This window comes from Paraburkholderia sp. MM5384-R2 (assembly GCF_014201025.1).
Lineage (GTDB): Bacteria > Pseudomonadota > Gammaproteobacteria > Burkholderiales > Burkholderiaceae > Paraburkholderia > Paraburkholderia tuberum.
Genome location: NZ_JACHDI010000001.1, coordinates 40,659 through 66,970 on the forward strand (window position 1 = coordinate 40,659; position 26,312 = coordinate 66,970).

General features: G+C 66.2%; 23 protein-coding genes and 1 pseudogene. 17 read left to right on the top strand and 7 right to left on the bottom strand.

Annotation, left to right across the window (positions count from 1 at the left end):
- The first annotated feature begins 6 nt into the window (after positions 1-6).
- Positions 7-810, top strand: coding sequence for a phosphonoacetaldehyde hydrolase (gene phnX / locus HDG37_RS00190; RefSeq protein ID WP_184043363.1), 804 nt, complete (start codon positions 7-9; stop codon positions 808-810).
- Between the two features lie 4 nt (positions 811-814).
- On the opposite strand, the gene HDG37_RS00195 is transcribed toward phnX, so the two are convergent.
- Positions 815-1,744 carry a LysR family transcriptional regulator gene (locus tag HDG37_RS00195; RefSeq protein WP_184043365.1) on the bottom strand — a complete coding sequence of 310 codons (930 nt, stop codon included), beginning with the start codon at positions 1,742-1,744 and terminating at the stop codon, positions 815-817.
- Positions 1,745-2,365: 621 nt separating this feature from the next.
- On the opposite strand from HDG37_RS00195, the gene argG reads away from it, so the two are divergent.
- From argG to HDG37_RS00220, 5 genes and pseudogenes are all read left to right on the top strand, one after another.
- A complete protein-coding gene (argG, locus tag HDG37_RS00200) occupies positions 2,366-3,700 on the top strand; it encodes an argininosuccinate synthase (protein ID WP_184043367.1) in 1,335 nt (444 codons plus the stop codon).
- A gap of 179 nt (positions 3,701-3,879) precedes the next feature.
- Positions 3,880-4,911: a diguanylate cyclase gene (locus tag HDG37_RS00205; RefSeq protein WP_311540826.1), complete on the top strand. Its 1,032-nt coding sequence runs from the start codon at positions 3,880-3,882 to the stop codon at positions 4,909-4,911.
- A 157-nt stretch (positions 4,912-5,068) separates the two neighbouring features.
- Entirely contained in the window at positions 5,069-6,604 is a 1,536-nt protein-coding gene (locus HDG37_RS00210; RefSeq protein WP_184043369.1) for a transglycosylase SLT domain-containing protein, read from the top strand.
- 116 nt (positions 6,605-6,720) lie between these two features.
- Complete coding sequence (locus tag HDG37_RS00215; protein WP_184043371.1) at positions 6,721-7,239, top strand: RidA family protein; 519 nt, start codon at positions 6,721-6,723, stop codon at positions 7,237-7,239.
- A gap of 38 nt (positions 7,240-7,277) precedes the next feature.
- A pseudogene (locus HDG37_RS00220) lies at positions 7,278-7,724 on the top strand (3-hydroxybutyrate oligomer hydrolase family protein); the annotation flags it as partial.
- Between the two features lie 109 nt (positions 7,725-7,833).
- Here the strand turns inward: HDG37_RS00220 and HDG37_RS00225 are convergent.
- The 5 genes from HDG37_RS00225 to HDG37_RS00245 form a co-directional block, all read right to left on the bottom strand.
- A complete protein-coding gene (locus HDG37_RS00225; protein WP_221311854.1) occupies positions 7,834-10,701 on the bottom strand; it encodes an Hsp70 family protein in 2,868 nt (955 codons plus the stop codon).
- Positions 10,702-10,706: 5 nt separating this feature from the next.
- Positions 10,707-12,554 (bottom strand): Hsp70 family protein, encoded by a 1,848-nt coding sequence (locus HDG37_RS00230; RefSeq protein ID WP_184043375.1) that lies wholly within the window; start codon positions 12,552-12,554, stop codon positions 10,707-10,709.
- A complete protein-coding gene (locus HDG37_RS00235; protein ID WP_184043377.1) occupies positions 12,551-13,150 on the bottom strand; it encodes a DUF2760 domain-containing protein in 600 nt (199 codons plus the stop codon). Before HDG37_RS00235 ends, HDG37_RS00230 begins: the two co-directional genes overlap by 4 nt.
- A 334-nt stretch (positions 13,151-13,484) precedes the next feature.
- On the bottom strand, positions 13,485-14,081 hold the full coding sequence (locus HDG37_RS00240) for a hypothetical protein (RefSeq protein WP_184043379.1): 597 nt from the start codon (positions 14,079-14,081) through the stop codon (positions 13,485-13,487).
- Positions 14,082-14,305: 224 nt separating this feature from the next.
- Positions 14,306-15,550 carry a tyrosine-type recombinase/integrase gene (locus HDG37_RS00245; protein ID WP_184043381.1) on the bottom strand — a complete coding sequence of 415 codons (1,245 nt, stop codon included), beginning with the start codon at positions 15,548-15,550 and terminating at the stop codon, positions 14,306-14,308.
- Positions 15,551-16,096: 546 nt separating this feature from the next.
- Here HDG37_RS00245 and katG point away from each other — a divergent pair.
- Positions 16,097-18,355, top strand: a complete 2,259-nt coding sequence (katG, locus tag HDG37_RS00250) for a catalase/peroxidase HPI (protein ID WP_184043383.1) — start codon at positions 16,097-16,099, stop codon at positions 18,353-18,355.
- 235 nt (positions 18,356-18,590) lie between these two features.
- Here katG and HDG37_RS00255 read toward each other — a convergent pair whose 3' ends face one another.
- Positions 18,591-19,607 (bottom strand): alcohol dehydrogenase, encoded by a 1,017-nt coding sequence (locus tag HDG37_RS00255; protein WP_184043385.1) that lies wholly within the window; start codon positions 19,605-19,607, stop codon positions 18,591-18,593.
- Between the two features lie 205 nt (positions 19,608-19,812).
- Here HDG37_RS00255 and HDG37_RS00260 point away from each other — a divergent pair, with 205 nt between their 5' ends.
- From HDG37_RS00260 to HDG37_RS00305, 10 genes are all read left to right on the top strand, one after another.
- A complete protein-coding gene (locus HDG37_RS00260; RefSeq protein WP_184043387.1) occupies positions 19,813-20,370 on the top strand; it encodes a carboxymuconolactone decarboxylase family protein in 558 nt (185 codons plus the stop codon).
- A gap of 37 nt (positions 20,371-20,407) precedes the next feature.
- On the top strand, positions 20,408-21,283 hold the full coding sequence (locus HDG37_RS00265) for a helix-turn-helix domain-containing protein (RefSeq protein WP_184043389.1): 876 nt from the start codon (positions 20,408-20,410) through the stop codon (positions 21,281-21,283).
- A gap of 21 nt (positions 21,284-21,304) precedes the next feature.
- Positions 21,305-21,586: a hypothetical protein gene (locus HDG37_RS00270; RefSeq protein ID WP_184043391.1), complete on the top strand. Its 282-nt coding sequence runs from the start codon at positions 21,305-21,307 to the stop codon at positions 21,584-21,586.
- Between the two features lie 118 nt (positions 21,587-21,704).
- Complete coding sequence (locus HDG37_RS00275; RefSeq protein ID WP_184043393.1) at positions 21,705-22,745, top strand: zinc-dependent alcohol dehydrogenase family protein; 1,041 nt, start codon at positions 21,705-21,707, stop codon at positions 22,743-22,745.
- Between the two features lie 75 nt (positions 22,746-22,820).
- A complete protein-coding gene (atpD, locus tag HDG37_RS00280) occupies positions 22,821-24,293 on the top strand; it encodes a F0F1 ATP synthase subunit beta (RefSeq protein WP_184044435.1) in 1,473 nt (490 codons plus the stop codon).
- Positions 24,294-24,306: 13 nt separating this feature from the next.
- The gene (locus tag HDG37_RS00285; RefSeq protein WP_184043395.1) at positions 24,307-24,738 is read left to right on the top strand and encodes a F0F1 ATP synthase subunit epsilon; all 432 of its coding nucleotides are present in this window, start codon (positions 24,307-24,309) and stop codon (positions 24,736-24,738) included.
- Positions 24,735-25,088 (top strand): AtpZ/AtpI family protein, encoded by a 354-nt coding sequence (locus HDG37_RS00290; RefSeq protein WP_409259876.1) that lies wholly within the window; start codon positions 24,735-24,737, stop codon positions 25,086-25,088. The genes HDG37_RS00285 and HDG37_RS00290 overlap by 4 nt, the downstream gene beginning before the upstream one ends.
- Positions 25,081-25,374, top strand: coding sequence for an ATP synthase subunit I (locus tag HDG37_RS00295; protein WP_311540827.1), 294 nt, complete (start codon positions 25,081-25,083; stop codon positions 25,372-25,374). The genes HDG37_RS00290 and HDG37_RS00295 overlap by 8 nt, the downstream gene beginning before the upstream one ends.
- Positions 25,371-26,069, top strand: a complete 699-nt coding sequence (locus HDG37_RS00300; RefSeq protein WP_184043397.1) for a F0F1 ATP synthase subunit A — start codon at positions 25,371-25,373, stop codon at positions 26,067-26,069. The genes HDG37_RS00295 and HDG37_RS00300 overlap by 4 nt, the downstream gene beginning before the upstream one ends.
- On the top strand, positions 26,066-26,311 hold the full coding sequence (locus HDG37_RS00305; RefSeq protein WP_090805166.1) for a F0F1 ATP synthase subunit C: 246 nt from the start codon (positions 26,066-26,068) through the stop codon (positions 26,309-26,311). Before HDG37_RS00300 ends, HDG37_RS00305 begins: the two co-directional genes overlap by 4 nt.
- Position 26,312: the final 1 nt, after the last annotated feature.

The following is a 26,312-nucleotide window of genomic DNA, read 5'->3' on the forward strand; positions in this document are numbered from 1 at the left end:
AAGCAGATGAAATACGTGAAGGCAGTGATTTTCGATTGGGCCGGCACGGTGGTCGACTACGGTTCACGCGCGCCGATGGGCGCCTTCGTCGAGACCTTCGAGCAGTTCGGCGTGCCGATCACGATCGACGAAGCGCGCGGCCCGATGGGCATGGCCAAGCGGCCGCACATCGCGGCGCTGATGGCGCTGCCGCGCGTCGCGCAGGCTTGGGCCGAGCGCCACGGTCATACGCCGACCGACGCCGATATCGACGCCGTGTACGACGTGTTCGTGCCGAAGAACATCGCGGTCGCGGCGAGCTACAGCGCGGTGATCCCGGGCGTCGCCGAAGTCGCGAGCGCCTTGCGTCAGAACGATATCCGCATCGGCACGACGACCGGCTATACCCGCGAGATCATCGACGAAATCGTATCGGGCGCGGCCGCGCAGGGCTTTGCACCGGACAGCATCGTGTGCACCGGCGATACGCCGGAAGGGCGGCCGTCACCGTACATGATCTACCGGACGCTGCCGCAGCTCGGCGTGTGGCGCGCGAAAGAGGCGATCAAGGTCGACGACACCGAGGTCGGCATCGAGGAAGGCATCAACGCCGGCACGTGGGCGGTCGGCGTCGCGGTGAGCGGCAACGCGTTCGGCATGAGCGAGGCCGAGGTGAAGGCGTTGCCGGCCGACGAATTCGCCGCGCGCCGCAACGCCGCGACAGCCAGGCTGAAGGCGGCGGGCGCGCATTACGTGATCGATAGCGTCGCGGATCTGATGCCGGTCGTGTACGACATCGACGCACGGCTCGCGCGCGGCGAACGGCCTTGAAGCGTCACTTGAAGAAACCGACCGCGAGATCGATGAACTCGCGCACCTTGCGCGGCACGAACTCGCGGCTCGGATACACCAGCGACACGGCCACGTCGCCATTGAGCACCGCATAGCCGTCGAGCACGCGCACCAGCGTGCCGGCGCGCAACTCGTCCTCGACCATTTCGAGCGGCAGCAGCGCGATGCCCATCGCGCCCAGCGCGGCCTGCTTCTGCATGATCATGCTGTTGACCGTGAACGATGCATCGATCGCGATGCTCTCGCCGCTATCGTCGCCGTCCTCGCTCGCGCTTTCGGCATCGCCGTCACCCTTGCGGAAGATCCACATCGGGCCGGTCGTGTCGAACGGCGCGGCAATCAGCCGATGCCCGTCCAGTTCGGCCGGCGTTTGCGGATGACCGGCCTGCGCGAGATACGCGCCCGCTGCCACCGTCACCGCGTGCGAGTTGATCAGACGCCGCGCCACCAGCGACTCCGAGCGGATCATATGCTCGGTCACGATGCCGACATCGAAGCCGCCTTCGAGCAGATCGACCCGTTTTTCCGTCAGCGTGACGCGCAGGTTGACTTGCGGAAAGCGCGCCTGATATTCGGCGAACAGCGGCGTTAGCCGAAACAGCGAAAAACTGCCGAGCGCGACGATGCGCAGGTCGCCGGCCACGTCGCGCGAGGCCGTGGTCGCGCGCGACTCCACTTCCTCCAGTTCGGCGAGCAGCACGCGGCAACCGTCCGCGTATTGCGCGCCGGCCTCGGTCAGCACGACCTTGCGCGTGGTGCGCTGAAACAGGCGAATGCCGAGATGCTGTTCGAGGCTCGACACATGACGCGTGACGACCGACGTCGACACGTTCAGTTGCCCGGCGGCCTGCGCGAAGCTGCCGACATCGGCCACCTTGACGAAGGCCTGCATGGCCTGAAAAAGATTGATCATTCGAGTCCAAAAAACGTCTTTGTTGTAGCGGACGGCGTGGCGCATGCGCGCGCGGCGGTGCCGCTGACGCAATCGGAACGCGAGCGCGAGATCGTCGTCGCGGCGCAGGCCGTAGCGCATCGCGTTCGCGCTCGGGCAGCGCGCCGAGACAGAACGCGTGACTGACCACCACTTGCCCCTGCATGCCGTGCGCGGCGACGCGATCGAGCAGCCCCGATTGCGGAAACACGACGATCGACACCTCGGCGCGCTTGCCGTCGGCGAGCCGCACGTGGGTGACCAGCGAGGCGTTCGTCGTGGGGCGCGGGGTGGTCGTGGTCATGGGCGGCGGGCAAGGGGAATGAACGGGATGAAAGGGGTGAACGGCCGGTGCGTTGACGCAACCCGCGATGCTACCCTTAGACGATAATAAATCCGCCCCCGTTACGCAAAAACAGCGTGAATTAATCCGGAAATGCGGCGCGGCGAGATTGCGGCGCGAGGCCGCGCCGACCGGCAAAATCCAAGGCCGGACGGCGGTTCACGGTATACTCCCGCGTAACTTGCCTGATCGCCAGGCTTGCCCGATACTCAGCTGTTACCCCCAAATCTCCCCGTACGTCGAGTTTAACGCTACTGCTTATGAGCACAATCCTTGAAAGTCTTCCGATCGGCCAGAAGGTCGGTATCGCGTTTTCCGGCGGCCTCGACACTAGCGCCGCGCTGCACTGGATGCGCAAGAAGGGCGCCGTGCCGTACGCCTACACGGCCAACCTCGGTCAGCCCGACGAAGACGATTACGATTCGATCCCGCGTCGCGCCACGCAATATGGCGCCGAAGGCGCGCGCCTGATCGACTGCCGCGCGCAGCTGGTCGCGGAAGGCATCGCGGCGCTGCAGTGCGGCGCGTTTCATATCTCGACGGCGGGCGTCACCTACTTCAACACGACGCCGATCGGCCGCGCCGTGACCGGCACGATGCTGGTCGCCGCGATGAAGGAAGACGGCGTCAACATCTGGGGCGACGGCAGCACGTACAAGGGCAACGACATCGAGCGCTTCTACCGCTACGGTCTGCTCGTGAACCCGGACCTGAAGATCTACAAGCCGTGGCTCGACCAGCTGTTCATCGACGAACTGGGCGGTCGTTCTGAAATGTCGGAATTCATGCGCCAGTCGGGCTTTGACTACAAGATGTCGGCCGAAAAGGCGTATTCGACCGACTCGAACCTGCTCGGCGCGACGCACGAAGCGAAGGATCTCGAAAGCCTCGAGTCCGGCATCAAGATCGTGAACCCGATCATGGGCGTCGCGTTCTGGCGCGACGACGTGCAGATCGCGAAGGAAGAAGTGACGGTCCGCTTCGAGGAAGGCCAGCCGGTCGCGCTGAACGGCCAGACGTTCCCGAACGCGGTCGAGCTGCTGCTCGAAGCGAACCGGATCGGCGGCCGTCACGGTCTCGGCATGAGCGATCAGATCGAAAACCGCATCATCGAGGCGAAGAGCCGCGGCATCTATGAAGCCCCGGGCCTCGCGCTGCTCAACATCGCATACGAGCGTCTCGTCACCGGCATCCACAACGAAGACACGATCGAGCAGTTCCGCGAGAACGGCCGCCGCCTCGGCCGTCTGCTGTACCAGGGCCGCTGGTTCGATCCGCAATCGATCATGCTGCGCGAAACCGCGCAGCGCTGGGTCGCGCGCGCGATCACCGGCGAAGTGAGCGTCGAGCTGCGTCGCGGCAACGACTACTCGATCCTCAGCACGAAGTCGCCGAACCTCACCTATCAGCCCGAGCGTCTGTCGATGGAAAAGGTCGCATCGACGTTCTCGCCGCGCGACCGCATCGGCCAGTTGACGATGCGCAACCTCGACATCACCGACACGCGCGACAAGCTGCGCATCTACTCGCAGGTGGGCCTGCTATCGTCGAACGAGACGTCGGCGCTGCCGCAGGTGAAGGGCGACAAGGAGTAAAGCGGCGCGTCTGATTACCTGAACGTCGCATCGATGGATGGGCCGGCTCGCGAGAGCCGGCCCATTTCCTTTGGGGCTCCCGGATGCGCTCCGGCGCTTGGGCGCGATCCCACATTCTGTGCTCAAGTTTCGCGTGCCTATGCCGTTGACATAAGCTAAGCCCATTCTGGAACCCTTCCGTGCAACTCGCTTACAGTAACGACCGCCTCGCCAGCCGGATGCCAGTCGACTCGACCGCCGCCGGCGAACCCGAGGTCGAGTCTTCGGTCATCGAGTGGCTGTTGCACGACGACCAGGTGATGCGCGAGTGCTTCACGCATGCGGCAGAGATTCTGAAGAGCGTGACCGGCGCGGCAATTACCGCGATCGTGCTGCTCGACGAGGAGCATCAGCACTATCGCGCCGAGGTCGGCATGGCGATGCCGCTCGTCACGCGTGCGCGCTCGCTCGCCGACTACGCGGTGCGCGATGCCGACCTGTTCGTGATCGAGGATGCGCACAACGACAGCCGCTTCGGCGAATGCATGCTCGTCAAGCGTCATCCGTTCGTGCGCTTTTACGCGGCGATCGCATTGCGCGCGCCGAACGGCGAGATCGTCGGCGCACTGTGCGCGATGGACCCGGCGCCGGGCCGGCTCGACGCGGGCCGGCGCGGCGTGTTTTACCACCTGCGCGCGATGATCGAAAACGATCTGAAGATGCGCACGGCCACCGCGATCGATCCGCTCACCCAGTTGTACAACCGGCGCTTCCTGCTCGAAACCATCGCGCGCCGCTGGAAGGAGGCGCGCGACGGCGACGTGATGGGCTCGGTGGTCGTCGACGTCGACTGGTTCAAGCAGTACAACGACACCTACGGTCATCAGGCCGGCGATCACTGTCTGAGTCTGGTTGCCTCCGTGATGCAGGCCGCCGCCGACAGCGAGCGCATCGTGGTCGGGCGCATGGGCGGCGAGGAGTTCGGAATGCTGGTGCTCGAAGCGCAACCATCGATGCTCGAAGACACGCTCGAAACGCTGCGCCAGCGCGTGGCGGACCTCGCGATCGAGCATCGCGCGTCGCCGCTTGGGGTGGTGACGGTCAGCATTGGCGCGTCGCTCACGCGTATCAGCGACCTGTCGCGACCCGCGCATCGCGACGGTTTCGCGAGCGCTGACCGTGCGTTGTATCGCTCGAAGCATCAAGGACGAAATCGCGTGACGATGGCGTAGCGGGCGTTGGCGATTGCGTCGGTACGGCTCTATCTTCAGTCATGGCGCATTGCTTATAGGACCATCGTCCCATTTTCAGCCGTTGCCATCGTGGCAATATGGATGCGCGTAGTGAACGTCGACGCAGTCGCCGGGTGCGACAGCGGGGTGTCTTACGATGCGCATCATTCAAACGTTGCTGTACGTCGCGGCGTTCTGCTCAGGCATGATCGTCGGCCCCGCGGCGTGCGTCGCCGCCCAAAGTGTCGCCGCGCAGCCGGCCGCCTCGTCGGCCCTCCCGGCATCCCCAACCGCCGCGGCGTCGGCTCCCGCAGCGCGCCGGATCGATCTCGGCAATCAACCGTTCACGGGCGATTTCGACGCCATGCTCGACCGGCGTCTGATCCGCGTGCTGGTTCCCTACAGTCGAACGCTCTATCTGAATGAGCAAGGTCACGAACGTGGGCTGACTGCCGGTCTCATGCGGGACTTCGAGCGTTATGTGAACAAGAAGTATCAGGCGACGCTCGGCAAGCGTCCGCTCACCCTGGTCATCATTCCGACGACTCGCGACCAGTTGCTCCCGGGGCTGATAGCGGGCCGGGGCGACATCGCCGCGGGCAATCTGACGGTCACGGAGGCCCGCCTGAAGCAGGTCGACTTCGTGGCGCCGCGTGACCGGACAGCAGTACGCGAAGTGGTCGTGACCGGGCCGAAGTCGCCGGTCATCGCGAAGCTCGACGATCTCAGCGGTAAGACGGTCCATGTGCGGCCCAGCAGCAGCTATTACGAGAGCCTGAACGCGTTGAACGCGCGTTTTGGCAAGGAAGGCAAAGCTCCGGTGAAACTCGTGCCGCTGCCCGACGCGCTCGAGGACGAGGACGCGATGGAGATGCTCAATGTCGGGCTGCTCCAGATCCTCGTCGTGGACGACTGGAAGGCAAAGGTATGGGCGCCGGTACTGGCTGGAATCGTCGTGCATAACGATATTTCGGTGCGCGACGCAGGCTACATCGGCTGGGCGGTGCGCTTCAAAAGCCCCAAACTGCGGGACGCGATCAACGACTTCTACCTGAATTACGTGAAGAAGCAGAGTGTCGCGGAAGTCCGTCTGCAGCAGGAAATGAAGCGCATCAAGCAGATCTCCAACAATACGGAGTCAGCGGAGCTGAAACGGTTCAGGCAGACGGTCGGTCTTTTCGACAAATACGGTGCGCAGTACCGCTTCGATCCGCTTTTGCTTGCGGCTCAGGGCTATCAGGAATCCCAGCTGAACCAGAGCGCCCGCAGTCACGTTGGCGCAATCGGGATCATGCAGTTGATGCCAGCCACGGGGAAGGAACTTGCGGTTGGCGACATCAGGGTGGCGGAGTCCAACATACATGCGGGAGCGAAATATCTCGACGTGCTGATGGCCCGTTACTTTCCCGATGCTCACTTCTCGGAAAGGGACCGCTCGCTGTTCGCATTCGCAAGCTACAACGCAGGACCCGCAAAGATCGCCAGAATGCGCAAGGAAGCGGCGGCGCGCGGTCTCGATCCTAACAAGTGGTTCAACAATGTCGAAATCGTAGTCGCCGAGAAAATCGGCATCGAGCCAACCACGTACGTGCGCAATGTCTTTAAATATTACGTTGCGTACCGGCTCGTCCGGGAGGCCGAGGCTGCACGCGCTCGCGCTATCGGGCAGATGCGCAAGCAGGGCGGAGCGTGAGGGAAGCGGGCATCTGAAAGCGCTGTCACCGCAGCGACGTGCCGCAGCCACGCCGCTGCGCGATTATCGAGGCGCGCGCGAATAAACGCCGTCGGGCCTTCACGTGGAGTCTGAATATGTCGACCGTTGAAGATCGCTTGCACGCACTTGGCTACGTCTTGCCGGAACCGTTGCGGCTTCCTCCCGGCCTGACGCTGCCGTTCCCATGGGTGCGGGTAGTCGGCCACAGGGCTTGCATCTCGGGCCATGGGCCGACCAACGCGGACGGCTCGCTGGCCGAGCCACTTGGCAAGGTGGGCAGTCAGGTCTCGCAGGAGCAGGCCTTCGTGGCGGCTCGTCTCACCGCGCTCGCTATTCTGGGCAGCCTCAAGCGCGAGCTCGGAAGTCTGGAGCGCATCGCCTGTTGGACGAGGGTGTTCGGCATGGTCAACTCGGCACCCGGGTTCAACCGACAGCCCGCGGTGATCAACGGCTTTTCGGAACTGATACTCGCTGTCTTTGGCGAGGAGCGCGGCGTTCACGCTCGCAGCGCGGTGGGACTGGCCGAGCTTCCCTTCAACATTCCCGTGGAGATCGAGGCTGAAGTCGAACTTTTTCCACGAGACGCTCGAGCGCTTGCATCGAGCGAGGCGTGAGCTCGTGCCGCCACCGCTGTCGCGAGCGATCGTCTGAGACCAGCGTCGATGCAATTCGCGTGAATGCGAATCTGCATGGCAAGCCGACCATCATCGTGCAAGGACGCGCGGATGCGCTGGTGCCGATCAATCACGCGTCGCGGCCGTATCTCGGATTGAACCAGGTGGTCGAGGGCGGCGCGAGCAAGCTGGCGCTGTACGAAGTCACGAACGCTCAGCACTTTGACGCGTTCCTCGGCGTCGCCGGTTTCGATACGCGTTTCGTGCCGTTGCATTACTACAATCTTCAGGCGCTCGACCTGATGTGGGCTCATCTGAAGAACGGCACGCCGTTGCCGCCGTCGCAGGTGATCCACACGATACCGCGCGGCGGCGTGCCGGGAGCCGCACCGGCGCTGACCACGGCCAACCTGCCGGCGATCGCGGCGACCCCGGGTGTCAATGCGATTTCCGCAACGAATGGCGCCGTGAACGTGCCGAATTGAGCGGCGCGTGCTGAAGCAATGCGCGCACACAAGTATCCGCCTGGGTGCGCGTTGCTGTGCATCTGGACGCCGCACGAGAGGTGCTGAGCTTCGCGCCGCGCAAAACGCTTCAGCCGCCGATCAGCGTCAACCCGACCGGCAGCGATTCGCCGAACACGCGGCCTTCGTCGGCGTTATCGAGCGCGACGACTTCGCTGACCATCGTGACCCAGGCGCGCGGCGTGCTCGCCGCTTCGAGGCGTCGCACGAGGCTCGCGCGCAGCGCGTCGGGCAGATCGCGCGAGCGGTCGCCGGTCATGCGGGCGATCTGGACGGCCGCGAAGGCGGCGGGGTCGACCTTCTTCCAGTCGAGCGCGAGGATCGCATCGAGCCATTGCGCGGCGACCTCGGGCGGCACGACGCTATGCGCGCTGCCGTAAAACGGCTGGCGCGCGCCGATCCGTCCGACCGCCCACCAGCTTTGATGGTTTTCCGCTGGTTTTTTGAGGCGAGCGAGCACCGCCTCGCCGAGTTCGATCTTGCGTTCGGCCGGAATCCGTTCGAGCGATGCGGACAGGCGCACCATATCGGCGAAACCGGTCTTCGCGAGATCGAACGGCAGCTTGTGACGCGATTGCGCGGCCTTCTGCAGGTAGTCCATCGCGTCGAGCACGCGCAGCTGCGCATCTTCGCCGAGGCCGCCGGCCGCGCGGCGCCACAGCGTCCACCATTCCGACCATACCTGGCTGTCGGTCACGTACTGGATGCCATCGTCGAACAGCGTCCACAGTTGCTCGACGCGCCATTCGTCGAGCGGATAACCGAAGCCGGGCCGCACGCAATAGCCGGCCAGATTCAGCCACAGCCGTTCGTGATCGGCCGAGCGGCGGCGGCGGCGCGCGCGCTCCCACAGCGCGCCGAACAGTTCGCGCAGCAACGCGCTGTTCCAGCTGTCGCGCGGGCCGTGCAGATGTTCGAGCTGCGCGCGCAGTCGTTTGATCTCCTTCGGGTCGACGTTTTGCGCGCGGACGCCGAAGCAACGGTCGATCAGTTCGATCGCGCGATCGAGCGCCGGGTGGCGTTGCGGTGCGCCCTCGGCGGATAGCTCCACTGGTGCGTCGGCGTGGCGCAACTGGAATTCGAGCAGCCAGCGTTGCGACGGCTCGTCGAGTTCGATGCAATGGACGTCGAGCGTGCCGACCTCGGTCAGCGACGTCGCGATGCGCACGGCGGTTTCGCGAGCGCGATGGCCGTCGCGTGGCTGGACGATCGTCGCGATCGGCGGCAGACGCACGAAGTCGCCGCCCGCGAGGTCGACCAGTTCGCCGGGCTGATAGGCGGTGTCCGCGCTCGACGACACCAGGTGAAAGCGCACCGGATGCCCGAGCCGCAGCGCGAACGTGCGCTCCGCGATCAGAATCTCGTGACCTTCCTCGGTGCCGCGCGGCAGCAGGCAGATGCCGCGTTGCGCCGGCGCCGCGTCCGGCTCGGCGTCGTCTTTGCCGGCCGGCGTTTCGTCGAGCACCAGAAAATAGCTGCGCGGCGAACCGCCGCCGATTTTCGGCGCGAAGCCCGCGCGCGCGAGCGTATAGGCGACTGCGCCGCGCGCGACCGCGACGTCGGGGTTGTCGTTGTGCAGCACGTTGAGCGGCGCGCCGCGCCACCCGCCGAGCGTGTCGGCCAGACGCCGCGACAGCGCGTCGGCGCGGAACACGCCGCCGTTGAGCAGCAGCGTGTCGGGAACGGGCAGGGCGGCTGTGCCGGATGCGTCCGGCGTGCTGGAATCCGCGCCCAGGGCCTTGCGCGACTGCGCGGCGAAACGTTCGAGAAATGCCGCGATATGCCGCGTGAGCGCCGCATCGGTCGCGTACGGCAGGCCGAATTCGACGATCGCGCCGCGCGGCCGGCCCGGACGCTCATCGGCTGCCACCCGCGGCAAGAAACCATCGACGATGATCTTCTCGACCTCGTCGCGCGTGACCTGCGTCGTGCGCGCGCCGCCGATCAGCTTCGAGCCCGCGCCGAGCAAGGTGACCGGCGCCGACTCGGGCGCCTGCGCGCCGAGCAATTGCTCCTTCGCGACGCGGCATCGCTCGACCAGCTGCGACAGGCTCGCCGCCGATAGCCGTTGCGGCGCCTGCGCACCGCCGCCGGCACCACCCAACAGCCGCGCCTCGACCCGATGCGCGAGCGCGAGGTCCATGTTGTCGCCGCCGAGCATCAGATGATTGCCGACACCGACGCGCGTCAGGCGCGGCTCGCCGTCGTCGGACAGGCCGACTTCGATCAGCGTCAGATCGGTGGTGCCGCCGCCGACGTCGCAGATCAGCACGAGCCGGGTGTCCGCCAACTCGTCGGCAAGCGTGTCGCGATGCCGGAACAGCCAGTCGTAGAACGCGGCCTGCGGCTCTTCGAGCAGCCGCAGCGACGGCAGCCCCGCGAGCCGCGCCGCTTCGACGGTCAATGCGCGCGCGCCTTCGTCGAACGAAGCGGGCACCGTCAGCACGACGTCCTGCTGTTCGAGCGGCGCCTTCGGGAAGTGCTGGTTCCATGCGGCGCGCACGTGCGCGAGGTAGCTCGCGCTCGCCTCGAGCGGCGAAATCTTGCGGACGTCGTCGGGCGCGCCCCACGGCAGGATCGGCGCGACGCGATCGACCGACGCGTGCGACAGCCAGCTTTTCGCGCTGGCGACGAGCCGCCCCGGCACCTGCGCGCCGAGCAGCCGCGCGAGCCGGCCGACCACGACCGGCTGCGTCGCGTCCTTACCGAGGCCCGACGCCGCACGCGCACCGGACCACGGCAACTGCAGATCGGCCGCGCTCAGTTCGCCGTCGGCCGCCTGATAGCGCACCGACGGCAGCAGCGGCCGCGCGGCGACTTCGCCGGGGCTCACGAGTTGCTCGATCTCGAACACACGAATCTGCTGCGATCCGGCTTGCGCGTACGCGAGCACCGTGTTGCTGGTGCCCAGATCGATGCCGACGCTGTACCGCTTCATGTCAATCACGCATTCGCATTGCCGCGCACGTCGAATTCGACTTTCCAGCGCTCGTCGGAGCCGCGCGGGATCGCTTCGAGTTCGAGCGTGCCCGCTTCGGTCACGCGCGCGTGCAGCTTCACCGGCACGACTTCGCCGGCGGTGCGGCCGGCCGCCGGCAGCGTCGCCTCGATTTCCTCGAGTTCCTGCAACTCCTCCGGGCCCCAGTAATCGAGCAGCGTGCCGACCTGATCCTGACGACGCACCGACGAGCCGAAAAAGCGGAAATGCACGGGCTCGCCGACGACCAGCCCGAACTCCTGCGCGGGCAGCTCGGCGTCGGTGCCTTCTTCCATGCCGAACGGCGCGACGCACAGCGCCTGCACCGGCGGCTCGAGCCCGGGTACGGCCGGCATCGCCGATTCGATCGCGATGTAGTACGCGCGCGCGGTGCCGCCGCGAATCCGCACGCCGCGGCCGCGCCGCACGTAGCCGTAGTAGGCCGCGCCGCGCGCGACCGCCAGATCGAGGTCCGCGCCTTCGAGCAGACGGGCCGGAGCCGCGCCTTCGGTCGCGAGCCAGCCGTTCAGCGTGCCCATGATCCGTTCGACCAGCAGCGTCGACTTGAACACGCCGCCGTTGAACAGCACCGCGGTCGGATGCAGGAAGCTCGCGTTGGGCGCGACATGCTCGCGCAGCCCTTCGAGTTCCGCCAGCGCGCCGACCTGACGCCCGAGGAACGCCGCCAGATGCCGCGTGATGCCCGCGTCCTGCGCATACGGCAGGCCGAGCTGCGTCAGACCGACCCGCGCGCGGCTCACCGGACGCGCGGCGCTGTCGATCTGCGGGAAGAAGCCGTCGAGGATCGTCTGTGTCAGTTCGGCGCGCGTCAGCTCGGTGCGGATCGAGCCGCCGATCAGCTTCGAGCCGCGGCTCGGCACGACGAGCGGCACGGTGTCGGTGGCGGGATCGCTGAGCAGCGTTTCCTTCGCCGCGCGGCACGCGTAGGTGAGCGCGCGCAGTTGCCACGCGTCGGCCTGGGTACCCTGCGCCGCGAGCTTGCGCGCGACCACGTGCGCGAGCGCGAGGTCCATGTTGTCGCCGCCGAGCAGGATGTGATCGCCGACCGCGACGCGATGCAGTTCGAGATTGCCGTCGCGCTCGATCACCGCGATCAGCGACAGGTCGGTCGTGCCGCCGCCGACGTCGACGACGAGGATGATGTCGCCGATCTTGACCTGCTTGCGCCACTGGCCGCCGCTCTTCTGGATCCAGCTATAGAGCGCCGCCTGCGGCTCTTCGAGCAGCGTCATGCGGGTGAAGCCGGCGGCCTCGGCGGCCTCCGCCGTCAGCTCGCGCGCCGCGGGGTCGAACGACGCGGGGATCGTCACGGTGACGTCCTGCTCGCCGAACGGCGCGTCCGGATGCGCGTGGTCCCACGCCTCGCGCAGGTGCGTCAGGTAGCGCACCGAGCTTTCCAGCGGCGACACACGCGCGACTTCGGGCGGCGCATCGTTCGGCAGAATGCCCGCGCGCCGGTCGACGCCCGGATGGCACAGCCAGCTTTTCGCGCTCGACACGAGCCGGATCGGGGTGCCGGCGCCGCGGCTGCGCGCGAATTCGCCGACCGCGAATTCGCGCTGGCCGGTCCACGGCAGGTAGAGGTCGCCGGAGGCCAGTTCGTCGGGATGCGGCAGGTACAGGAACGAGGGCAGCAGCGGCAGATTATCGATTGCGCCGGGGCCCGTGAGCTGGGCGATCGACAGCACGTCCTGGGTGGTTTTCTCGCCGTCGCTCGCGTGCGTGTCCACGTAGGACAACGCGCAGTGCGTGGTGCCGAGATCGATGCCGATCGAATAGCGTGCGTCGCTCATAGCTCCACCTCCGCCGGTGCGATGACTGTTGCGTTATGACCGTCCGCCAGCTTCGGCAGACGCACATCCTCGACGCGCCAGCCGCGATGGCTGATGCTGCCGTTGAACGGCGCATTGCCGACCACGTTGCCGGTCAAACGGACCGAGCTCGCGTCGAAGCCTGCGGGCAGCGTCACGCGGCTGCCTTCGGCTTCGTCGCGCACCGGGCGGATCGTGAAGTGCTCGCGCAGCGTCGCACGGCAGCCTTCGTGCACGAGGCGCGCGGCCGCGCCGATGTCGGCGTCGCTATAGGCCTTGATGTCCTCCTCGACGAAATCGATGAAGCGCGCGTCGCGTTGCAGCAGGCCGAGCAGTTGCAGCGCGGCGTCGGGGGAGGCCTCCTTCAGCACCGGCGCGGGTTGCGGCTTCGGTTGCGGGGCGGCGGCGGGGGCCGGGGTTGGCGTGGCGGCGGGGGCGGCTGCCGGGGCCGCGCCGATCTTTTCGCCGTTGCGCAGGCGCAGGACCTCGGCGGCGAAGTCGCCATTGCCGAGAATGCTGAAAAACGTGCCGACGGCCAGCGAAATGCGGCCGAGGAAGGATGGATTCGAATCGCTCATAAAGGCTCCTGATCTGCTCTGTTGGGGACGAGCGGTCCTCGCCGCGCCGCGTGCGCCGGGCAGCGAAGCTGACGGGCCGGGCGGGGCTGTGATGTTGCGGGTCGGCGCGCGGCCCGGAGCGACGATGCAACCGCCGGGCCCGAAAACGGCTTGGGGACGCTTCGCGACCGGGTCGGCCGCGCGTGCGGCGCGCGCAAAACCCGTATTTTGCCTTGCGGCGCGCCCGACGCGGGCAAAGCCGGCAATTCTAGCGGGCAATGGGGTGGGATTGGCGGGGAGTTGGGGGAAGCGGGCGATGCAGGAAGGCGCTTTGGCAGCGCGCCTGGCAGCGACGTTACGACTTCTTCGGATCCTTCGACACCCGCTTTGCCGATGCTGCGGGCGCGGGCCTGAGCGGCTCGGCGACATGCATGACGGCGCGGCGCGGTTGTCCGTGCGCGGCCGTCGCGGGCGCAGACCTGACCGGTCCGGCGGCGTGCCTGTCGGCTCGCGGCGGCTGTCCGTGCGCGGCCATCGCCGGCGCGGGGCCGCCCGGGTGCCCGAGCGGCGGATGCGCGCCGCCCGGATGCTCGCCGCCGCCCGGATGCTCCGGCAGATGACCGTCATGGCTCGCCATCACGCGATGCAGTTCCTCACGGCGATGGAAAACCTCGGCGCGATGATCGCCATGAGCATAGAACTGGCGATGCCGGACGCCGTCCCGGCCGACGACCCAGATATACGTATCGCCGCCGACGAGCACCACATCGCGATCGACCACATTGGCGACGTACACATCGGTCGGCAACGGCTGATACGCGGTCACGCTCACTTCGTTGACCCGGTTCGGGGCGTTGACGAGCCGGCCTTGCCCACTGGTCACGCAGCCCGCGAGAAAGGTAGCGCACGCAGCCGACGCCAACAGCGCGTTGGTGATGGTTTTCAAGTTCATTACCCGGTTTGTATTGGTTATTTGTCGAGCGACGCCCGTTTAACGGTCGGCGTTTTGCATTCTTGAGATATGAATCGACGACCAGGGAAACGAGCGGGTAGACGCGCAGGCGCAAACGCATGCCCGGCGCGCATCGCCTGATGAATTGATCCAACTGGGAAATAGAAAGAAGAAAGAAATAACGCAAAAATTCCGGCGGCGCGTTTCACCCGCCCGATCCGCGCTTAGTTGCCGCCCGCATTGCCGTCTTCGGACTTCGCGTCGTCCCAGTTCATCCGGTGTCGATTAACGGTCTCGGTATGCCGCACGTCGTCCTCGGTGTGGAGGTAAAGACTGGTCGTATTCAGCGAAACGTGGCCGAGGTTGTCGCGGATCGTGCGCAGATCGACGCCGCCGTCCGCCTGATGCGAACCGGCCGTATGCCGTAGCCAGTGCGCCGACGCACGCTCGAGCTCGTCGGCGCGATCGGCGAATTCGGGACCGCGCGCACGCAGCCACATGGCCGCGCCCGCGAAGATGCCCTTGATCGCGTCGTGAATCGCCGAGCGCGACAGGCAGCGGTTGCGGCCCTTGAACGGCAGCACGAGCGGCGTTTCCTCGGCGCGGGTCGGCAGGGCGGCGAGGCCATTGAGCGTGCGGTAGCTGCGCAGCTCCTGAACCAGTTCTGCCGACACCGGCACGATCCGCTCCTTGTCGCCCTTGCCGAGCGTCTCGAGCCACCACTGGTCCTGACCATCGGCGCCGAGCCTTCTGAAGAACTGGCCCATCTGCCCGCCAGCCACCTCGGAAATGCGCATGCCCTGCAAATAGAACAGCGTGGTCAGCCAGCGGCAACGCGCGTAGTATGCGCGTTGCGCATCGGTATCTTGCGGCAGCTGCTCGACGAACAGCTTCACTTCGTCCCACAGCGACGTCGACAGATAGCGCGTCACGCGCGGCGCCGAGCGCTTCGCGCGTTGTCGCAGGAGCGCCATCGGATTGCCGCGCAGATAGCCGGCATTGACGAGCCACGTGAACATCGCGTTCAGGATGATCAGCGCCTGGCGCTGGCTGGCCGGCGACAGCGGCCCGTTGAACGGCCGCCAGCGCGCGTCGCCGCGCGCGTACTTGCCGCCGTTCGCCGACACCCAGCGCGCGGCCGGCTGCGGATCGGCGATGAACGCCTTGAACAGCAGCAGATCCTCGTGCGTCAGCGACGACAGCGGCTTGCCGAGCTGCACGACGGCCCACAGCAGCAGCCGCTCCGCTTCCTTGCGGTAGTTGTCGAAGGTGGTCTTGGTGTCCGCGTAATTGGACAGCCAGGCGCGCACGGCGTCGAGGTCGTTGCGCGCCGATAGCTGCGAGTTTTCCGCCGCGCCGCGATTGGTGCCGTCGCGGCCATCGAGCAGTTCCGGCACGACGAGCGATTCGACGGGCTGGACGGTGGCGAGCTCAGCGTTCGGGGCAGCTTTCGGCACGGCTTTGGACACGGTTCGGGATACTCCTCGGGCGCACGCCGGTTGGCGTCATTCTGCTTCGCTCAGGTGCTATCAGAAGCGCTTGCCTGAAGAGAAAGCGGTGCCCATTCTGTTACGGACGAAACGCGAAACCCTATCACACAGTCGGCTGCGCCTGGCGCAAAACAGCCGGGTGCGCTCAAGCTTCGACGCGGTGACGATCGATCGGCATATAGTGATGCAGGGCGGCGCTCGTTTTGCGTCCGCTATAGTCGCCGTCTATTAGTGGCATTGCCGTATTCGAATTCTATTGAACTTTGTCCTCGCCTATATTCGAATAGGAGTGGAGCGCCGACCGGAGTCAGCCGTTTCGGACATCGGCTGCGTTGCCCTCGCCCCTGGATTTCATGAGTGCACTGCCGAGCCATTCGGCTGACTGTCGGGTTTTCGGGTCGTCAAATTGCCACGCAAGCCTGACACGATGACAAACGCATAACAAGTACCTTGCATGGGATTGGAGAAAGTACCCAGGCACCGACTCCGATCGACAACGGAGACATCCTCCAAAGGAGAGAACGCATGTCAAACGAAGCAAAGTGCCCGTTCATCCATACCGCCGGCGGCGGGACGACCAATCGGGACTGGTGGCCGAAGCAATTGCGCCTCGACCTGCTCAACCAGCATTCGAACCGCTCCAATCCGCTAGACAAAGACTTCAACTATACCGAGGCATTCAAGAGCCTCGACTACGCCGCGGTCAAGAAAGACCTCGCCGCGCTGATGACCGATTCGCAGCCCTGGTGGCCCGCGGACTTCGGCCACTACGGTCCGCTGTTGATCCGTATGGCATGGCATAGCGCCGGCACGTACCGCATCGGCGACGGCCGCGGCGGCGCGGGGCGCGGCCAGCAACGTTTCGCGCCGCTCAACAGCTGGCCGGACAACGTGAGCCTCGACAAGGCGCGCCGACTGCTGTGGCCGATCAAGCAGAAGTACGGCCAGAAAATTTCGTGGGCCGACCTGATGATCCTGAGCGGCAATGTCGCGCTCGAAACGATGGGCTTCAAGACTTTTGGTTTCGGCGGCGGCCGCGAGGACACGTGGGAACCGGATCAGGACGTCTACTGGGGCAATGAAAAGACCTGGCTCGGCGGCGACGTGCGCTACGGCAAGGGCGCGGCCGGCAGGGAAAGCGACGAAGGCGTGATCGTCGCCGACGAGGAATTGCACGGCACTGAGAAGAGCCGCACCGATCCGCCCGGACGCAACCTCGAAAACCCGCTCGGCGCGGTGCAGATGGGCCTGATCTACGTAAATCCTGAAGGCCCGGACGGCAATCCCGATCCGCTTGCCGCGGCGGTCGACATCCGCGAAACGTTCGCCCGCATGGCCATGAACGACGAGGAGACTGTCGCGCTGATCGCCGGAGGCCACACGTTCGGCAAGACGCACGGCGCGGGTCCTGCCGATAGCGTCGGCCCTGTACCGGAAAGTGCTGGCCTCGAGAACCAGGGGCTCGGCTGGCGCAGCAGCTTCGGCACCGGCAAGGGCGGCGATACGATCTCGAGCGGAATCGAAGTCACGTGGACCGCGACGCCGACGCAGTGGGACATGAGCTACTTCCAGAGCCTGTTCGGCCACGAGTGGGAGCTGACGAAGAGCCCGGCGGGTGCGAACCAGTGGGTCGCGAAGGACGCGCAGGCCACGTATCCGCACGCGCACGACCCGTCGAAGAAAGTGCTGCCGACGATGCTGACGACCGACCTGTCGCTCCGCCTCGACCCGATCTACGAAAAGATTTCGCGGCGCTTCATGGCCAACCCCGACGAGTTCGCCGACGCGTTCGCGCGCGCGTGGTTCAAGCTGACGCACCGCGACATGGGTCCGCGCGCCCGCTATCTTGGCCCGGAAGTGCCGTCGGAGCAACTGCTGTGGCAGGACCCGATTCCGGCCGTCGATCACCCGCTCGTCGACGACAAGGACGTCGCGGCGCTGAAGCAGAAGATCCTCGCGTCGGGGCTGTCGGTGTCGCAGCTGGTCACGACCGCGTGGGCCTCGGCCTCGACGTTCCGCGGCTCGGACAAGCGCGGCGGCGCCAACGGCGCGCGCATCCGGCTCGCACCGCAGAAGGACTGGGCCGTCAACCAGCCCGCTGAGCTCGCGAAGGTGCTGAAGGTGCTCGAAGGCATCCAGAGCGAGTTCAACGGTGCGCAGTCCGGCGGCAAGAAGATTTCGCTTGCCGACCTGATCGTGCTGGCGGGTGGCGCCGGTATCGAGCAGGCTGCGAAGAACGCCGGGCAGCAGGTGACGGTGCCGTTCTCGCCGGGTCGCATGGATGCGTCGCAGGAGCAGACCGACGTCCAGGCGATCGCGGTGCTGGAGCCGGTCCACGACGGCTTCCGCAACTATCTGGGCGGCAAGTTCCCGGTGGCGGCGGAGAAGCTGCTGATCGACAAGGCGCAACTGCTGACGTTGACGGCGCCCGAGATGACGGTGCTGATCGGCGGCCTGCGCGTGCTGAAGGTGGGGGCTGGCAAAGAAGGTGTGCTGACGAGCAAGCCGGAAACGCTGTCCAACGACTTCTTCCGTAACCTGCTCGACATGGGCACGGAATGGACGCCGGTGTCGGAAGCCGCGGAAACGTTCGAAGGTGCCGACACGAAGAGCGGCGAGGTCAAGTGGACCGGTACGCGCGTCGATCTGGTGTTCGGCTCGAACTCGGTGCTGCGCGCCTTGGGCGAGGTCTACGCGAGCGAGGACGGCAAGGAGAAATTCGTGCGCGACTTCGTTGCCGCGTGGGTCAAAGTGATGAATCTGGATCGTTTCGATCTGGCTTGATCCAGCCGGTGCTGGCGAGTGGTTCTTTGCCACGTCGACGCAGTTTTTGTAGGTGGATTTGCGAAGTCATCGAGCGCGCTTGCCGGGATGCCGGCAAGCGCGCTTTTTCTTCGCCTCGTCACTGCTTCTGCGCCGCAGCCTTTCAGATATTCGAGCATCGGGTGCCGATGACACCCGTGCTGCCCGTAACCAGAATGGTCATGCAATCTCCGTTGCCTCCACCGGAGGCAGCCACTCAGACCATCTTCAACACCACCCTGAAACGCGCGTGACCGCTCATCATCCGGTCGAAGGCCTGCGCCGCCTCGGCGAGCGGATACTCTTCGATCATCGGCTTGACACCGGTGAGCGCGCTGAACGCGAGCGTGTCCTGCGAATCGGCCGAGGTGCCGGAGGGCCAGCCTTGCACCGAGTTGCGTCCCATGATGAACTGCACGATCGGCACTTCGACCGGCTCTTCGGACACGCCGACCATCACGAGCTTGCCGTTCAGGCCGAGACCGCCGAGCGTCGCGGTCATCGCCTTGCCGCTCGTCACCGTGGCGAGTATCAGCTTCGCGCCGCCCAGTGCCTGCAGCTTCTCGGCGACGTTTTCCGTTTTGCTGTCGATGTAGTGATGCGCACCCAGTTGCTGCGCGAGCGCGGCCTTGTCCTGACCGCGCGCGATCGCCACCGTGCGAAAGCCCATCTTGCGCGCGAACTGCACGCCGAGATGACCGAGGCCGCCGATCCCGAGAATCGCGACCACCTCACCGGCGCGCGCGCCGCTATTGCGTATCGCGTTGAACGTCGTGATGCCCGCGCAGAGCAGCGGCGCGGCATCGACATCGGACAGATCGTCGGGAATGCGCGCCAGGGCTTCGACCGGGGCCACCATGTATTCGGCGTAGCCGCCGTCGTAGCTGATGCCGGGGATGAGGGCGAACTTGCACAGCACGAAGTCGCCCTGGCGGCAGTGGTCGCATTTGCCGCAATGCCCGCCGTGCCAGCCGACCCCGACACGCTGCCCGAGCTGCCAGCCCTCGACACCCGCACCGACCGAATCGATCACGCCCGCGATCTCGTGACCTGGCACACGCGGATAGGCCAGGCCCGGCCACAGGCCTTCCTTGGTCATCGCATCGCTATGGCAGATGCCGCAAGCCTGAATCCTGATACGCACGTGACCCGCGCCCGCCTCGGGCACTTCGCGTTCGACCAGTTCGAGCGGGCCGCCGGCCTGCTTCACTTCGACTGCTTTCATCGTGGGCATGATGTTCTTCCTTTCCAGTGACGAACGGGACAAGAGGGGAACAAACTCCAACATGATAGGCCGCGTCCAGGCGGCTCGCCGGAAAGAAGCCGCCGCCGCATGGCCGGTGGCGATGACATCCGATGTAATTGGCGCGCCGCGCGGCTGCCTCTACTCTTCGACTACCGCGCCGTCGCTCCGATGGCGCACACGTCAAGGAGATACCATGTCCAGCTATCCCGTTCACACGATCGAGTCCGCTCCAGAGCAATCGAAACCCGTGCTGCGCAAACTGCAGCAGGCGTTCGGCGTGATTCCGAACATCGCGGCCAAGATGGCGGCTTCACCGGTGCTGATCAACGGCTTCATCGGCCTGTTCGAGCGCGTGCATGCGAGCAGTCTGACCGAACCGGAGATCCAGACGCTGCTGCTCACTAACGCCGTGACGAACGCGAGCGAATGGGCCGTTGCGTTTCATACCGCGCTCGGCTTGAACGCGGGCCTGCGCCGCGCCGATGTCGAGGCAATCCGGCACGGCGGCGTGCCCGACGACACGAGGCTCGCGGCGCTGTCGACGCTCGCGCGCACGCTGATCGAAAAACGCGGCCGCCTCGCCGATGAGGACCGGCAACGCTTTCTCGCGGCAGGTTTCAGCGCGGAGCAGATTCTCGAGGTGGTTGCGGTGGTCGCCGCGTCGACGATCACGAACTACACCGGCAGCGTGACCGAGCCGCCGCTCGAAACGCAGTTCGCAGAATTCGCGTGGCACGCGCCCGCGCGCTGAAGCGATCCCGTTCAGGCATCAACAGGAGGGCAACACCATGAACGTCACGAGTCACGATCCGAAAGTGCAGCCGGGCGATCTCGGCAGTCTGTTGCGCTACTGGCGTGACGTGCGTGGCGTGAGTCAGCTCGATCTGTCGCTCGAGGCCGGCATCTCGCAGCGGCAGATCAGCTTCATCGAAAGCGGGCGCAGCGTGCCGGGCCGCGACACGCTGCTGACGCTTGCGCAGACCCTCGACGTGCCGCTGCGCGAGCGCAATGCGCTGCTGCTTGCCGCGGGTTATGCACCGATCTATTCGGAAGCACCGTGGAATGCGCAGGAAATGCACGGCGTGGTTCGCGCGCTCGAACGGGTCGTGCGTCAGCATGAGCCGTTTCCGGCGCTCGTGATGGACCGCGACTGGAACGTGCTGATGACCAACGACGCGGCCCCGCGCTTCTTCAACTGCTTCATCGACATGACCACGCGCGAAGGCCCGCGCAACATGCTGCATCTGATCTTCGATCCACATGGCATGCGTCCGTTCGTCGCCGATTGGCAGGAGGTCGCGCGAAGTCTGCTGCAACGCGTGTATCGCGAGTCGGTCGGTCATGTAATCGGCGCCACCACGAAGCGTCTACTCGATGAACTGCTTGCGTATCCCGACGTGCCGCGCGACTGGAAGACGCATCATGGCTCGTCCACGACACCCGCGACGCTGCCGATGGTTCCGCTCGGCTTCATCAGCGAAGGCGTGGTGCTGCGCTATTTCTCGATGGTCACGACCGTGGGCACACCGCAAAACGTGGCCGCGCAGGAGTTGCGCATCGAATGCATGTTCCCCGCCGACGACGCCACCGAAGCACGCCATCAGCAGCTTCTCGCGGCGCATGCGTCCCCGCAACCTCCAATATCGGCAAACCGTATGCCGTGATATAGCGATGTCTTCGATTTTTTGTGGGCGATCATCCGAGCCGACCAGGTCGAGCAATCCGACGCCACTCTGGTTCCGGCGCGCGCCCAATTCGCACGCGGCCCTCATCTCCGACTTCGGCGACGTGACCGAGGTGCTCGCGCGCGCAGCTTCTTCGCGGCCGATGTGCAGGCAGGCGCGGGGCCCTTTCCCGGCCTCTATCTGCAAGAACTCGAGAAAATGGCCGACATCGACGCGTCGGCGTTGTTTTCGTGGTGCTTGACCCAGATCAAGCCGCCCGCCACGCTGGGGCTGATGATGTAAGCGCGTGACGCATTACGTTCCCGCCGGCGCTAGCCGACGCATGACACGACCAGGTTCAGGCACGCACACGATTGCCACCACGCATCGTGTTTCATTCCGGCCATAGGAGAAGTCCGTCATGAAAGCACTCGTTTATCACGGTCCCGGCAAAAAGTCGCTCGACGAACGGCCGTTACCCGAACTCACGGCGCCCACCGATGCAATCGTCAAAGTCGCCCGCACGACGATCTGCGGCACCGATCTGCACATTCTCAAAGGCGACGTGCCGACCTGCGAGCCGGGCCGCATTCTCGGCCATGAAGGCGTCGGTGTCGTGCATCAGGTCGGCGAGGCGGTGAGCGGGCTCGCGGCCGGCGATCACGTGCTGATCTCGTGCATCACCTCGTGCGGCCGCTGCGACTACTGCCGGCGCGGCATGTATTCGCATTGCACGACGGGCGGCTGGATTCTCGGTAACCGGATCGACGGCACGCAGGCCGAATATGTGCGCATTCCGCATGCGCAGAGCAGTCTGTACCGCATTCCGGCTGGCCTCGACGAAGAGGCGCTCGTGATGCTGTCCGACATTCTGCCGACCGGCTTCGAGTGCGGCGTGCTCAACGGCAAGGTTCAGCCGGGCTGCACCGTGGCGATCGTCGGCGCCGGGCCGATCGGTCTCGCTGCGCTGTTGACCGCGCAGTTCTACTCGCCGGCGCAGATCATCATGATCGATCCCGACGCGAACCGGCTCGAGGTCGCGCAACGCTTCGGCGCGACCGCTTGCATCGACAACGCGCGTGCCGATGCGCTCGCGCAAGTGCTGAAGCTGACCGAATCGGTAGGCGCCGACTGCGTGATCGAGGCGGTCGGCATTGCGCCGACGTTCGAGCTTTGCCAGCAACTGGTCGCGCCGGGTGGAACGATCGCGAACATCGGCGTGCACGGCGTCAAGTGCGATCTGCATCTGGAAAAACTGTGGGATCGCAACATCGCGATCACGACGCGTCTCGTCGATACCGTCAGTACACCGATGCTGATGAAGACGGTCAAGGCGGGGCGGATCGATCCCACGCGTCTGATCACGCATCGCTTCCGGCTCGACGATATTCTTTCGGCTTACGAAACGTTCTCCCGCGCGTCGAGCACGCGCGCGCTGAAGGTGTTGATCGAAGCGTCATAGACGGTCCCGATTTGATGCTGGACGTTTCGTCAGCGTGAAGGGGTTTGCAACTGATCGTTGGAGCACCACGTGCCAATTGCAGAGAGCGCAGGCCGTCAAAACACCGCGCCGCCGACGACTACGGTTGCCGCAAGCGGGCGCGTGAGCACCGTGCGCGGCGCGGTCGTCGATGTCCAGTTCGACACGCACGAACTGCCGCCAGTCGATACCGCGCTGTGGATTACGCGGCCGGACGGGACCTCGATCCTCGCGGAAGCGCAGGCGCACACCAGCGAGCGCACGGTGCGCGCGCTGGCGTTGCAGGCCACCGCGGGCCTCGCGCGCGGCGCCGCCGTGCGGGTCGGCGCGGGCCCCATCGAGGTGCCGGTCGGCGACGCGGTGCTCGGCAGACTGCTCGACGTCGCCGGTGTGATGCGCGACGGCGGCGCGCCCGCGCCCGAGACCGTGGAACGCAGGCCGATCCATCGCGCCCCGCCGCCGCTCGCGGCGCAGCGCGGCGCCACGCGGCTGTTCGAGACCGGCATCAAGATCGTCGATCTGCTGACGCCGCTCGCGCATGGCGGCAAGGCCGCGATGTTCGGCGGTGCGGGCGTCGGCAAGACGGTGCTCGTGATGGAGCTGATTCACGCGATGGCCGCGCGCTACGGCGGCATGTCGGTGTTCGCCGGCGTCGGCGAGCGTTCCCGCGAGGGGCACGAAATGCTGTCCGACATGCGCGGCTCGGGCGTGTTGCCGCGCGCCGTGCTCGTCTACGGACAGATGAACGAACCGCCTGGCGCACGCTGGCGGGTGCCGCTCACCGCGCTGACGATCGCCGAGTACTTTCGCGACGAGCGCGGCCAGAACGTGCTGCTGCTGATGGACAACGTGTTTCGCTTCGTGCAGGCGGGGGCGGAAGTGTCGGGGCTGCTCGGGCGCATGCCGTCGCGGGTCGGCTATCAGCCGACGCTCGCGAGCGAGGTAGCAGCGTTGCAGGAGCGGATCGTGTCGGTGGGCAACGCTGCGGTCACGGCGATCGAGGCCGTCTACGTACCCGCCGACGACTTCACCGACCCCGCCGTGACGACGATCGCCTCGCATGTCGACAGCATGATCGTGCTGTCGCGCGCGCTCGCCGCCGAGGGCATGTATCCGGCGATCGATCCGCTCGCCTCGTCGTCGATCCTGCTCGATCCGCTCGTCGTCGGCGCGGAGCACGCGGCGCTCGCCAACGAGGTGCGACGCCTGCTCGAACATCAGCGTGAGCTGCAGGACGTGATCGCGTTGCTCGGTATCGAGGAACTCGGCATCGACGACCGCCGCGCCGTGCAGCGCGCGCGCCGTCTGCAGCGCTTTCTGACGCAGCCGTTCGCCGTCACCGAGGCGTTCTCCGGACAGCCCGGCAGAACGGTCGCGCTCGCCGAGACGATCGTCGGCTGCAAGGCGATTCTCGCCGGGGAGTGCGACGACTGGCAGGAGCGATCGCTGTACATGGTCGGCGCGCTGGACGAGGCGCGCGACAACGAAGCCCGCGGCAGGTCGACGGCCGCGAGCGCCGTCGCGGCGTGACGAGGAGTGTGCGATGCCCCAGCATGGCCTGTCTCTGACGATCGCGACACCGGCGCGCGTCGTGGTCGACGGCTTGCCGGTCGTGTCGTTGCGCGCCGAGGATGAAAGCGGTGCTTTTGGCGTGCGCGTGGGGCATGCGGACATGGTCACGCTGTTGAGCGCATCGGTGGTGCGCTGGCGCACGGCGGATGGCGGCGAGCATTACTGTGCCGTCGATGGTGGCGTGCTGATCGTCTCGCACGGCACGGCCGTCTCGCTTGCGTGCCGCGAAGCGGTGCCGGGCGACTCGCTCGAAGCGCTCGAAGCGGACGTGCGCCGCGCGCGTGCCGCGCAGCTCGACGCGATGCGGCGCGCGCGCGTGGAGCAAACGCGTCTGCACGCCCAGGCCGTGCGCCAGATGCTGCGCTATCTGCGCCCGCAAGCCACACGTGGAGAACCGGGATGACGATGCGGCCTGCTGCCGGCAAGGCAAACGGGAAAACGGATGGCAAACGCGACGAACCAGGCGAACCCGCTGATCGCGTCGCGCAAGCCGCGCAGCGCGCGGCGAGCCGCGAGCGGACCGGGCGCGCGAATCCGGAGCCGTCGCTGGGCGCGCGACTCGGCCAGATCGGCATTCTCGGCTGGACGATCGTGCTGCCGATCCTGCTTTGCCTCGCGCTCGGGCGCTGGCTCGACCGCATCGCCGGTACGCGGGTGTTTTTTGCGGCGCCGCTTCTGATGATCGGCGCGGGCATCGGCCTATGGTCCGCATGGCGCTGGATGCATCGACAGCAAAGGAGAGATCGTGATTGACGCCACCACGTTTCATTTCACCGACACGCTCGCGCTTGCCGCCACGGGAATGGCGGTCGGCTTGCTGAGCGGTGCGCTGCACTTCGCTACGCTGCGCTGGAACGTCGCGTACTTCGCACGAGGACGCGTGCTGCGCGCCTTCGCGCTGCAACTGGCGCGGCTCGCGCTGACGGCCGCTTTATTCGTCCTGCTGGCGAAAGCGGGCGCGTTCGCGTTGCTCGGCGGCATCGGCGGTTTCCTGTGGGCGCGCGGTGTGGCGCTCGGCATGCGGCGAGCGACGTCGTGATTCATTCGCCGCTCGTCACCGAGCCGCTCGTACGCCTCGGTCCGCTCGTGATCACCACGCCCGTGGTCCTCACGTGGGTGATCATGGCGGTCATGACGCTCGTCTCGCTGTGGCTCACGCGCAAGCTGTCCATCATGCCGTCGCGCACGCAGACCGCGCTCGAACTGCTGGTCGGCACGCTCGATACGCAAATCCGCGACACGATGCAGACCGAGCCCGCGCCGTATCGCGCGCTGATCGGCACGTTGTTCCTGTTCGTGCTGATCGCGAACTGGTCGTCGCTGATTCCGGGCGTCGAGCCGCCCACCGCGCACCTGGAAACGGATGCCGCGCTCGCGCTCGTCGTGCTCGCCGCGACGCTCGTGTGCGGCGTGCGCTCGCGCGGCTGGCGCGGCTATCTCGCGACGTTCGCCGAACCGGCCTGGGTGATGATTCCGCTGAACATCGTCGAGCAGATCACGCGCACGTTTTCGCTGGTGGTGCGCCTGTTCGGCAACGTGATGAGCGGCGTCTTCGTGGTCGGCATCGTGCTGTCGCTGGCCGGGCTGCTCGTGCCGATTCCGTTGATGGCGCTCGATCTGCTGACCGGCGCGGTGCAGGCCTACATTTTCGCGGTGCTCGCGATGGTATTCATCGGCGCCGCCGTCGGCGAGTCGCGCGCCGCCGTTCACGACAATCAGAAAGGACCGGCATGAACCTCATCGAAATCGTCAGCATCGCCGCCGCCGCGCTCGCCGTGGCGTTCGGCGCGATCGGGCCCGCGCTCGCCGAGGGCCGCGCGGTCGCCGCCGCGATGGACGCGATCGCGCGGCAGCCCGATGCGGCGGGCACGCTGTCGCGCACGCTGTTCGTCGGGCTCGCGATGATCGAGACGATGGCGATCTATTGCCTCGTGGTCGCGCTGCTGTTGCTGTTCGCCAACCCGTTCGTCAAGTAGG